The sequence below is a fragment of the Halopseudomonas litoralis genome (assembly GCF_900105005.1).
GTDB lineage: Bacteria > Pseudomonadota > Gammaproteobacteria > Pseudomonadales > Pseudomonadaceae > Halopseudomonas > Halopseudomonas litoralis.
On sequence record NZ_LT629748.1, the window covers coordinates 2,904,304 to 2,916,550 of the forward strand.

The 12,247-nt window shown below is 60.6% G+C and carries 6 protein-coding genes; all 6 read right to left on the bottom strand.

Translation table 11 applies throughout. The features are described 5' to 3' along the window. Positions 1-38: 38 nt before the first annotated feature. The 6 genes from BLU11_RS13940 to aroB all read right to left on the bottom strand — a co-directional run bounded on the left by BLU11_RS13940 (position 39) and on the right by aroB (position 12,138). Positions 39-1,313, bottom strand: a complete 1,275-nt coding sequence (locus tag BLU11_RS13940; protein ID WP_090274375.1) for a bifunctional O-acetylhomoserine aminocarboxypropyltransferase/cysteine synthase — start codon at positions 1,311-1,313, stop codon at positions 39-41. Positions 1,314-1,342: 29 nt separating this feature from the next. After that, positions 1,343-2,431: a uroporphyrinogen decarboxylase gene (hemE, locus tag BLU11_RS13945; protein WP_090274376.1), complete on the bottom strand. Its 1,089-nt coding sequence runs from the start codon at positions 2,429-2,431 to the stop codon at positions 1,343-1,345. A gap of 640 nt (positions 2,432-3,071) precedes the next feature. Continuing rightward, complete coding sequence (locus BLU11_RS13955; protein ID WP_090274381.1) at positions 3,072-4,490, bottom strand: FAD-dependent oxidoreductase; 1,419 nt, start codon at positions 4,488-4,490, stop codon at positions 3,072-3,074. A gap of 94 nt (positions 4,491-4,584) precedes the next feature. Next, positions 4,585-9,033: a glutamate synthase large subunit gene (gltB, locus tag BLU11_RS13960; RefSeq protein WP_090274383.1), complete on the bottom strand. Its 4,449-nt coding sequence runs from the start codon at positions 9,031-9,033 to the stop codon at positions 4,585-4,587. Positions 9,034-9,506: 473 nt separating this feature from the next. Then, the gene (locus BLU11_RS13965; RefSeq protein ID WP_172828694.1) at positions 9,507-11,042 is read right to left on the bottom strand and encodes an AAA family ATPase; all 1,536 of its coding nucleotides are present in this window, start codon (positions 11,040-11,042) and stop codon (positions 9,507-9,509) included. 16 nt (positions 11,043-11,058) lie between these two features. Next, positions 11,059-12,138, bottom strand: coding sequence for a 3-dehydroquinate synthase (gene aroB, locus BLU11_RS13970; protein WP_090274387.1), 1,080 nt, complete (start codon positions 12,136-12,138; stop codon positions 11,059-11,061). Between the last annotated feature and the right edge of the window lie 109 nt (positions 12,139-12,247).

Sequence of the window (12,247 nt, forward strand, 5' to 3'; positions counted from 1 at the left end):
AAGGCGGCCGAGGCCGCCTTTGTTGTGTTCAGCAATACTTACTTCGATGCTTCCAGCGCCTGCTCCAGATCGGCGAGAATATCGTCGATATGCTCGATACCAATCGACAGCCGTATCAGATCCCGCGGTACGCCAGCCTTTTCCAATTCTTCATCATCCAGCTGACGATGCGTGGTCGAGGCCGGGTGACACGCCAGGGACTTGGCATCACCGATATTCACCAGCCGCAGCACCAGATCCAGCGCATCGATGAAACGCGCGCCAGCTTCTTGACCACCCTTGATACCGAAGGACAGAATCGCCGCCGGCGTACCGCCCATGTAGCGCTGGGCCAGTTCGTATTCGGGGTTATCCTTCAAGCCCGCAAACTTCACCCAGGCCACCTGCGGATGCTGCTGCAGGTACTCGGCGACCTTCTGCGCGTTCTCGCAATGACGCTCCATGCGCAGGCTCAGGGTTTCCAGCCCCTGCAGGATCAGGAAAGTATTGAACGGCGACAGCGCCGCGCCCATGTTGCGCAGCGGCACTACTCGACAACGACCGATAAAGGCCGCCGGGCCGAAAGCCTCGGTGTAGACCACGCCGTGGTAGGACGGGTCAGGCGTATTCAGCAGCGGGAAGCGATCCTTGTTATCCGCCCAGGGAAACTTGCCGGAATCCACCACCATGCCGCCCAGGCTATTGCCGTGGCCGCCGATATACTTGGTCAGCGCATGCACGACGATATCCGCGCCGTGCTCGAAGGGCCGGCACAGCACCGGTGTGGCCACTGTGTTATCAACGATCAGCGGCACGCCATGGCGATGCGCTGCATCGGCCAGTGCCTGCAGGTCGACAATGTTACCCGCCGGATTGCCAATCGACTCGCAGAACACCGCCTTGGTGTTCTCATCGATCAGCGCTTCCATGGCAGCAATATCATTATGCGGCGCGAAACGCACCTCGATCCCCTGGCGCGGTAGCGTATGAGCGAACAGATTGTAGGTACCGCCATACAGCTTGGCGGTGGAAACAATATTGTCGCCCACCTCGGCAAGGGTCTGTATCGCATAGGTGATCGCCGCCATACCGGAAGCTACCGCCAATGCAGCTACCCCACCCTCCAGTGCCGCCACTCGCTCTTCCAACACCGCATTGGTCGGGTTGGTAATCCGCGTGTAGATGTTGCCAGGTACCTTCAGGTCGAACAGATCAGCACCGTGCTGCGTGCTGTCAAACGCGTAGGAGGTAGTCTGGTAGATCGGCACCGCGACCGACTTGGTGGTCGGGTCGGGGCTGTAGCCAGCATGTATTGCCAGGGTTTCGAGCTTCATTATTGTTCTCCCTTGTGAAAAGTCCGTTGTCAGCCCTGGGCGACAACTGCATTCGGATCATGATATTTGGCCGAAAACTCATGCACCGCCTCAATGAACACACCAGCATGGACCGGGTCCACTTCCGGGGTGATGCCGTGGCCGAGGTTGAACACGTGGCCAGCGCCCTTCCCGTAGCTGGCCAGGATACGCTCCACTTCGTTGCGGATGGCTTGCGGATTGGCATACAGCACAGTCGGATCCATATTGCCCTGCAGCGCCACCTTGGAGCCAACCCGCGAACGGGCCACACCGATGTCCATGGTCCAGTCCAGACCGACACCGTCAGCGCCGCAATCAGCAATGCTTTCCAGCCACAGACCACCGTTCTTGGTAAACACGATCACCGGCACGCGACGGCCATCATGCTCGCGAATCAGGCCGCTGATGATCTTGCGCATGTAGGCCAGGGAAAACTGCTGATAAGCGTCGGCAGACAGGTTGCCGCCCCAGGTATCGAAGATCTGCACCGCCTGGGCGCCGGATTTGATCTGCTCGTTCAGATAGGAAGTAACCGACTGGGCCAGCTTATCCAGCAGCAGATGCACCGCTTCGGGCTGGTCATACATCATTGCCTTGATCTTCCGGAAGTCCTTGGAAGAGCCGCCTTCAACCATGTAGGTCGCCAGGGTCCAGGGGCTACCTGAGAAACCGATCAGCGGCACTCGGCCATTCAACTCGCGGCGAATGGTGCTGACCGCATCCATGACGTAACCCAGATCCTTGCGCGCATCGGGAATCGGCAGGGCTTCGATATCCGCCAGGGTATCGATGCGCTTGCGGAATTTCGGACCTTCACCGGTCTCGAAATGCAGACCCAGGCCCATGGCATCGGGAATGGTGAGAATGTCGGAAAACAGAATGGCCGCATCCAGCGGGTAACGCTCCAGAGGCTGCAGCGTTACTTCACAGGCCATTTCCGGATTCATGCACAGACCCATGAAATCACCGGCGCGGGCGCGGGAGGCGCGGTACTCGGGCAGATAACGGCCAGCCTGGCGCATCATCCACACCGGGGTTACGTCGACAGGCTGACGCATCAGCGCACGCAGAAAACGGTCATTCTTCAATTCAGACATGAAATCGGCATCCAGTTACGTAAATGGAGTCCATTGTAACCGTTATCGCAAGGAAGATAAGGGGCGGTGCGGCAAAGGGGCGCGGCGGGCTCGTTGTTACTGGCATGTTGATGTGCCTAGTGTGCAAGGACTGCGGTTACCGGTCGGGCCAGCTCGACACGCTGCAAGTACGTCCCTGTAAGCTCGCGGTTGTCATCCCTGACAACCGACGGTCGAGCTAACCCGACCGGTAACCGCTGCCGTCATCTCCGTGCGAGACCGGGACGCAGAGCGTCCCCGCAGGCATTCCCACGCTGGAGCATGGGAACGATCAAGTAAGGAGCCAGCACTCGATTTTGATGGTTCCCATGCTCTGCGTGGGAACCTCGCTGTGGACGCTCCAGCGTCCGGCCTGGCCGGTATGCACGGCGGCGGGATTAAGACGCAGAGTATTCCATCAGCAACTCAGCAGCTCACAGGGTTGATGGTCTGGCCTGGCTTCGCAGACCGTTTGATGCCAGGGATGGCATCAACGAGCCCCCAGGGATGGGTTCACGGCGTGTCTGCGAAGCCAGGCCAGACCATCGACCCAGGCACCAACACGCCCAAACAACGCCAACGCAAACGCAAACCGCCAGCAGACATCACCCTAAAATCGACATCAAACCTCGAGATAATCCAGAATCCCCTCAGCCGCCTGCCGCCCTTCCCAGATCGCAGTGACCACCAGATCAGAGCCGCGCACCATGTCACCGCCGGCAAACACCTTGGGATTGCTGGTCTGGAACTTGTACTGCGCCTGTTCCGGGGCGAGCACGCGGCCCTGCTCATCCACCTGTACCTGCACATCGACAAACCAGGGCGCCGGGCTGGGACGGAAGCCGAAGGCGATGATGACCGCATCGGCCGGCAGGATCTGCTCGGAACCGGGAATAGGTTCCGGGCTGCGGCGGCCGCGGGCGTCCGGTGCGCCAAGGCGGGTCTCAATCACCTTCACGCCTTCGACCTTGCCATCGCCGACAATTTCGATAGGCTGGCGATTGAACAGAAACTTCACGCCCTCGTCCTTGGCGTTCTTCACTTCCTTGCGCGAGCCTGGCATGTTCTCCGCATCTCGCCGGTAGGCACAGGTGACCGCACTGGCGCCCTGGCGAATCGAGGTACGGTTGCAATCCATCGCGGTGTCACCACCGCCAAGTACCACCACCCGCTTGTCCTGCATATCGACAAAATCGCCCACCGACTTCTCAAAGCCCAGGTTGCGATTGACGTTGGCGACCAGGAAATCCAGCGCATCATGCACGCCCGGCAGCTCCTCACCCGGGAAGCCACCTTTCATATAAGTGTAGGTACCCATGCCCATGAAGACCGCATCGTATTCATCCAGCAGTTGCTGCATGGTCACGTCCTTGCCGACCTCGGTATTCAGGCGGAACTCGATGCCCATGCCGGTGAAGATCTCGCGGCGGCGAGACATGACATTCTTCTCCAGCTTGAATTCGGGGATGCCGAAGGTCAGCAGGCCGCCGATCTCGGGGTTGCGGTCGAATACCACCGGACTGACTCCCGCGCGCGCCAGCACGTCGGCGCAGCCCAGGCCCGCCGGACCAGCACCGATGATCGCCACGCGCTTGCCGGTCGGCACTACCTCGGACATGTCCGGCCGCCAGCCCATGGCAAAAGCGGTATCGGTGATGTACTTCTCCACCGAGCCAATGGTGACCGCGCCAAAATCATCATTCAGGGTGCAGGCACCTTCACACAGCCGGTCCTGCGGACACACCCGACCGCAGACTTCCGGCAGAGTGTTGGTCTGGTGAGACAACTCTGCAGCCTCGATGATGTTGCCCTCAGCGACCAGCTTCAGCCAGTTCGGAATGTAATTGTGTACCGGGCACTTCCACTCGCAGTAGGGGTTGCCGCATTCCAGGCAACGGTGCGACTGCTCGGCCGCCTCCTGGGGTTTGAACGGCTCGTTGATCTCGATAAAGCGCGTCTTGCGCTGGCGCAGCGGGCGCTTCTTCGGGTCCTTGCGGCCCACCTCGACGAACTGGAAGTCGTTATTCAGACGGTCTGCCATTGTTGCACCTCGTTACTGCAGCGCCGGGTCGTTCGCTCGTCGCTGCTTGATATCCATTGCCATCGGCGGGCCTGATCGCGCCCGCCGCTGCGAGTTATTGCGGGTTGGCCAAGGTGGTCCGCAGCAATGCCCGCAGGCTTGCTGCCTTCGGCTTGACCAGCCAGAACCGGCGGATGTGGTTGTCCAGATCCTCGAGCACCTCGGCACCCCAGGCGCTGCCGGTTTCGGCAACGTACTCGGTCAACACCTGGGTCAGGTGGCTGCGGTAGGCTTCCATCGCTTCGCCGCTGATGCGTTGCAGCTCCACCAGCTCATGGTTGAGCTTGTCGAAGAAGCTGTTGTCCTGATCCAGCACGTAGGCAAAGCCGCCGGTCATCCCCGCGCCGAAGTTGTAACCGGTCTTGCCGAGCACACAGACCATGCCGCCGGTCATGTACTCACAGCAGTGATCACCCGCCCCTTCGACGACCGCGTGACAACCCGAGTTGCGAACGGCGAAGCGCTCCCCAGCGGTACCAGCAGCGAATAGCTTGCCGCCAGTGGCACCGTACAAGCAGGTATTACCGATGATCGCGCTCCGCTCGGAGCGGAAAGCGCTGCCCCCAGGCGGTACTATCACCAGCTTGCCGCCGGTCATGCCCTTGCCAACGTAGTCGTTGGCATCTCCCTGCAGATACATATGCAGACCACCGGCATTCCACACGCCGAAGCTCTGGCCTGCGGTACCGCTGAAACGGAAGGTGATCGGTGCGCCACTCATGCCCTGGTTGCCATGGACCCGGGCAATCTCGCCGGACACCCGCGCACCAATGGAGCGGTCACAGTTGGTCAGGCTCAGCTCATAGTCGCCGCCGGTAGCCCCTTCAATAGCGGCACGCGCCATGTCCACCATGCGTTCGGCGGTCTGTCCCTTGTCGAAGGGGGCGTTACCCGGTAGCTGACAATACTGCGGCTTGTCCGCCGGCACCGCATCACTGAACAGCAACGGACGCAGATCCAGCCCCTGCTGTTTGCTGGTGGCGCCCGGCAGGACTTCCAGCAGGTCGGTACGGCCGATCAGATCCTTGAGCTCCCGCACGCCGAGTTTCGCCATCCACTCACGCGTTTCGGTGGCAACGTAGGTGAAGAAATTCATCACCATCTGTACCGTACCGATGTAGTGGTTGTCGCGCAGGTTCTTGTTCTGCGTGGCGATGCCGGTGGCGCAGTTGTTCAAGTGACAGATACGCAGGTACTTACAGCCCAGGGCAATCATCGGCGCGGTACCGAAGCCGAAACTCTCGGCGCCGAGAATCGCCGCCTTGATCACATCCAGACCGGTTTTCAGGCCACCGTCGGTCTGCACCCGCACCTTGCCGCGCAGATCATTGCCGCGCAGGGTCTGGTGCGCTTCGGACAGGCCCAGTTCCCAAGGCGAACCGGCATATTTGATGGAGGTCAGTGGTGATGCACCGGTGCCGCCGTCGTAACCGGAAATAGTGATCAGATCGGCGTAGGCCTTGGCCACACCGGCGGCGATGGTGCCTACGCCCGGCTCGGCGACCAGCTTGACCGAGACCAGCGCCTGGGGATTGACCTGCTTGAGGTCGAAAATCAGCTGCGCCAGATCCTCGATCGAATAGATATCGTGGTGCGGCGGCGGCGAGATCAGGGTCACGCCGGGGACCGCATAACGCAGCCGGGCGATCAGCTCGTTGACCTTGCCGCCGGGCAGTTGCCCGCCTTCACCAGGCTTGGCGCCCTGGGCCAGCTTGATCTGCAGCACTTCGGCACTGACCAGATATTCCGGCGTCACGCCGAAACGGCCAGAGGCGATCTGCTTGATCTTCGAAGTACGGATACTGCCGTAGCGCGCCGGGTCCTCACCACCCTCACCCGAGTTGGAGCGCGCACCGAGCCGATTCATCGCCTCGGCAATGGCCTCATGGGCTTCGGGCGACAGCGCGCCGAGAGAGATACCCGCGGAATCGAAGCGCTTGAACAAGGATTCCAGTGGCTCGACCTCGGCCAGCGAGATCGGCGTCTGGTCATCCCGCAGGCGCAGCAGATCACGCAGGGTCGATACCGGCCGCTGGTTCACCAGCGCGGCGTATTCCAGGTACTTGTCATAGCTGTCGCCCTGCACTGCATCCTGCAACGCGCGAACGATATCGGGGTTGTAGGCATGGTACTCGCCGCCGAACACGAACTTGAGCAGCCCGCCCTGCTGAATGGTCTTGCGCGGATTCCAGGCCTCGCTTGCCAGCAGCGCCTGTTCGACCTGCAGGTCAGCGAAACGCGCGCCCTGAATGCGACTGGGTACGCCCTTGAAGCACAGGTCGACGATCTCATCGGCCAGACCGACCGCTTCGAATAGCTGCGCGCCACGGTAGGAGGCGACGGTGGAAATCCCCATCTTCGAGAGAATTTTCAGCAAGCCCTTGGAAATGCCCTTGCGGTAACTCTTGAAGACCTCATACAGATCGCCGATCACCTCGCCGGTACGAATCAGGTCGGCCAGCACCTCATAGGCCAGGTAGGGATAGACCGCCGAGGCACCGAAGCCGATCAGCACCGCGAAATGATGCGGATCGCGGGCGGTGGCGGTATCCACCAGGATATTGCAGTCGCAACGCAGACCGACGGCGATCAGATGATGGTGCACCGCGCCGACCGCCAGGGCCGCATGCACTGGCAGCTTGCCCTGTTCAATAGCCCGGTCGCTCAGCACCAGCAATGTCTTGCCCGCCCGTACCGCGGCCTCGGCCTGCTCGGTGATGGCGGCCACCGCGGCATCCAACGGCACATCGGTAGCCACGTTGAGATTGATGACCTGATGGGCGAACCCCGGACGCTCAAGGTTCATCAGGGTGCGCCATTTCGCGGGGGAGACTATCGGGCTGCTGAGAATGGCGCGGTTGGCGTGATCCGGGGTCTCTTCGAAGACGTTGCGCTCGGCGCCCAGGCAGGTTTCCAACGACATGACGATGGCTTCGCGCAACGGGTCAATCGCCGGGTTGGTGACCTGGGCGAACTGTTGGCGGAAGTAATCGTAGACCGTACGCACTCGACTGGACAGCACGGCCATGGGCGTGTCGTCGCCCATGGAACCGACCGCCTCCTGGCCGTTTTCACCCAGGGGGCGCAATACCTGATCGCGTTCCTCGAAAGTGACCTGGAACATCTTCATGTACTGCTGCAGGGCTTCGGATGCGAGGAATTCGTCACGGTGGTCCCGGTCGTCCAGCGTGCCCTGGATGCGCAAAGCATGCTGCTTGAGCCACTTGCGATACGGGTGCCGGGACTTCAGCCGGCCTTCTACTTCATCGGTGTGCAGGACTTCACCGGTGCGGGTGTCCACAGCGAGGATCTGACCGGGGCCGACCCGACCCTTGCTGACCACGTCTTGCGGGCGGTAACCCCAGACGCCGACTTCCGACGCCAGAGTAATGTAGCCGTTGGCAGTGATGACATAGCGCGCCGGCCGCAGCCCATTGCGGTCAAGCAGGCAGACAGCGTAGCGGCCTTCGGTCAGCACGATACCGGCCGGGCCATCCCAGGCTTCCATGTGCATGGAGTTGTATTCATAGAAGGAGCGCAGGTCTGCATCCATGGTTTCCATGTTCTGCCAGGCCGGCGGCACTACCATGCGCACCGCCCGGAACAGATCCATGCCACCGGCCAGCAGCAGCTCCAGCATGTTGTCCATGCTGGATGAATCCGAACCGGTGACGTTCACCAGCGGCGCCAGGCTGTTCAGGTCGGGCAACAGCTCGTTGACGAACTTGTTGCGCCGGGCATGGGCCCAGTTGCGGTTGGCGGTGATGGTGTTGATCTCGCCGTTGTGCGCCAGCAGGCGGAACGGCTGGGCCAGCGGCCAGCGCGGCAGCGTATTGGTCGAGAAGCGTTGATGGAATACGCTGATCGCGGTCTCCATACGGGGGTCGCCGAGTTCGGGGAAGAATTTATCCAAGTCGGCGGGCATCATCAGGCCCTTGTAGGAGATCACCTTGGGCGACAGGCTGCAGACATAGAAGTCCGGATCGTCCTGCAGGGCGATTTCCACCCGGCGGCGGACATAGAACAGTTTGATCGCAAACTGCTGCTCGTCCAGCCCCTCGCCGGAGATGAACAGCTGCTCGATATTCGGCTGGCAGCTCAGCGCCAGCGGGCCGAGAACGCTGCTCTCCACTGGCACCGCGCGCCAGCCGATCGGCAGCAGCTGCTGATCGGCCAATGCGCTGGCAAATGCCTGATGAGCGCGCTGTTGCGCCTGTTCGCTGGCGCCAGTAAAGACCATTCCCACGGCGTACTGCTGCGGCAGATCCACCGTCAGCTCATCCTGCGCTACGGCACGCATGAAACGGTCAGGCATCTGGATCAGCAGGCCGCAGCCGTCACCGGTCTTGCCGTCGGCATTGATGCCGCCGCGATGGGTCATGCAGGTCAGCGCCTCGATGGCGGTTTCCAGCAAATGATGACTGGCCTGCCCTTGCATATGGGCAATCAAACCGAAGCCACAGTTATCCCTGAACTGATCAGGCTGATACAGACCTGCTTTCATAGACACGCTCTCAATATTTCCATGTATTTCAGGCATTTACAGGATATTTTCAGGGTCAGAAAGACCGCTATCAACTGTAAAAGAGAGCTTGATTCTACACAGCCCCCCAAGCCACGACAATTATTTTTGCCGCAAAAACATATCTAACTGTCGTAAAAGTGAATGCTTTTCTTAAAAGTATTTATATTTTTGAACCAAAGGAGTGCATACTTCATTATTCTGCACCGTGACGGGGCAGAATCGGGACGCAGACATTTCAGCTGGTTCTCCCCAAGCTGTGCATCGGAACCTGCGTTATGGGTACCGGGGTTCGGATTGGCTGGCCTGTGCGGCGGCGGGAATGGGACGCAGAGCGTTCCGGCAGGCATTCCCGCTGGAGCGCGGGAACAATCAGAGTGACAGACGAAATCGGAGCTATGACCACTCGATGGTTCCCATACTCTGCGCGAGAACCATCGGAACGGTCAGCCTGCTTAGCGCAGCGACTGTTGGATGCTGCCGATACTACGTGGCCACGGCTTCAGTTTACGCAGGGATTCGGGTAATCGCGCCGCACCCTGCTGGGCCTGGCTACGCCCGGCATAGGCGCCTTGAGTGACGACGAACCATGGCTTGCCTTCGTGCAAGGTCTCGAAGTAGCCCAGATCCGCCACACCAGTTTGCGCACCAATGAAGTCCAGAGCAGCTTGGCGTGAACGGCTGCCCAGCAATTGCAGCGCATATTCACTCGTGGCACGTTGGCGATACCAGTCTGCCTGATGGTAGGCACCGGCTTTCCGGGCGGTTACCGCTGGCGCCGGGGCAGGTGCTGCTACCGGAGCGGCAGCCTCAGGTTTGACCGCAGGCTCTGGAGCAGCAACCACCGGCGGCGCCTCTACCGGTAGCGGCTCGGGCATGGCAATGGGCTCGGGCAAATCATTGGCATTGGCCGCAGTACCGCTGATCGCCGGCTCTTGGGTAAGAGCTCCGGCGTCCTCTGGGGCAGGCCCGCTGTTGGCCACGGTCGTGCCGAGCGGCTCGGCATCAGGCTCTTCGGCTATGCGTTCGAGCATGTTGCCTGCGTCATTGGGCATCTGCAGAATTGGCCCAGCCACTCCGGCATCGGTAACATCTACCGTTGCCACTTGATCAGGCAGACTGAGGACCGTGCGGGTGGGCTCCGGCTCATCGCCACCCATCATCCAGGCAATGGCTACGCCGGTACCCACCAGCACCAGCGCAACCAGCGAGCGCAACGGCAAGGCCGTGCCCTTCTTGCGCTCTACCGGTCCTGCCGGCTCGATTGCTTCCACCATCGTCTGCCTGGCCGCCTGGTTGATTTCACCCGGCCAACCACTGCTCTGCTGATAGATATGCCGAATCTGCTCGTCATCCAGCAACTCGATGCCCTGGCCAGCGGTTTCCAGCCGCTGGCTCAGATAATCCCGGGTTTCTTCAAGCGTGAACGGCGCCAGATCGATCAGTTGCAGCCAGACCCGATCTGCCGGCATATCAACGACCTCCAGCAGTCCGGCAACGGTTTCGTCCGCGAACAGAAAAACCCGCGGAGCGGCTCTTCCGCCAGATTGGCTCAGATCAGCCAACAACTGCACAGCCTCACCATCAAGACAATGAGCGTCATCCACCACCAGGTACAATTGCATGCCGGTCAGATGCAGCTGATCGGCGCGTTCCAGCAGCGCCTTGGTATCCGCGACATTCAGAGCCTGGCAGATAAAGCGCGCCAGCGTCGACGCATCGGCAACTTCCCGCCCGGAGGTAACGATGCATTGCACATTTTCCTTGTTGCAGCTGGCGACCAGCGCCTGGCGCAGCAGTGTCTTGCCCGCACCCGAAGGTCCGACCACGACCTGCACCTGCTCGGAGAAATGCGCCATATGGTGCAGTTGCGCCAGTACCGGCTTGCGCTTGGGCGTGAAAAATCGAAACCCCGGCGTACGCGCAGCGAAAGGATCATGCTGCAGTTGATAATGATCGAGAAAATCTTCTGTTGCGCTCAAATCGCTCATTCCCGCTTCCCGTTGATCACTCATCGCCGGCTGCCAACACGGAGCGCAGCGCCTTCCCATCAAAGTCTGCGGTGACTACCGCCTCACCCAATCGCTTGAGCAATACCAGGCGCAACTGACCATCCAGCACCTTCTTGTCCACCGCCATCAGACGTGTGAAATCCTCCGCCGCCATATCCGCCGGCGGCGTCACTGGCAGCCCGGCAGCGGCGACAAGCTGCGTGCAGCGGCGCTCTTCCTCAGGCGTCAGCCAACCGAGAGTACGCGACAGCTGCAGCGCCATGATCATACCGGCGCCGACCGCTTCGCCGTGCAACCAGGTGCCATATCCCTGATGCGCTTCAATCGCATGGCCGAAGGTATGTCCCAGATTGAGAATCGCCCGCACTCCGCCCTCACGCTCATCCGCCGCCACCACTTCCGCCTTGATTGCACAGGAACGGGCGATCGCTTCGGTCACCAATTCCGGCTGCAGTGCGCGCAAAGCCTGCATATTCTGCTCAAGCCAGTCGAGAAATTCGATATCACGAATCAGGCCGTACTTGATGATTTCCGCGAGCCCGGCACTGACTTCGCGTTCCGGCAAGGTGCGCAGGCTATCGGTATCTATGAGTACAGCCTTGGGCTGATAGAAGGCACCGATCATGTTCTTGCCGGCAGGATGATTTATACCGGTCTTGCCACCCACCGATGAATCCACCTGGGACAACAGCGTGGTCGGGATCTGAATGAAATCCACACCGCGTTGATAGCAGGCGGCAGCGAAGCCTGTCATATCACCGATGACGCCCCCACCCAAGGCAATCAAGGTAGTACGGCGGTCATGCCGCGCACCAAGCAAGGCATCGAATATCTGCTGCAGGGTCGACCAGTTCTTGAAGGCTTCCCCGGTAGGCAGGATCACCGGTAGCACCGAGTAATCTGCCAGCGTCTGGCACAGCCGCTGCAGATACAACGGAGCAACGGTATCGTCCGTTACTATGCAGACCTGCCGACCGGCGATATGCGGCGCCAGCAGCTCCACCCGCCCAAGCAGGTTGCTGCCTATGTGGATGGGGTAACTGCGATCATCGAGATTAACGGTCAATTGCTGCATGGAACTCCCAATAGTCAGACCCGGAAACTCAGAAAGGATACATCAGTCCCCAAAGCTGCGCATAAAGCCGTAGAGATCTCATGCTCGTCACACTGGCTGGCGTTGCTGG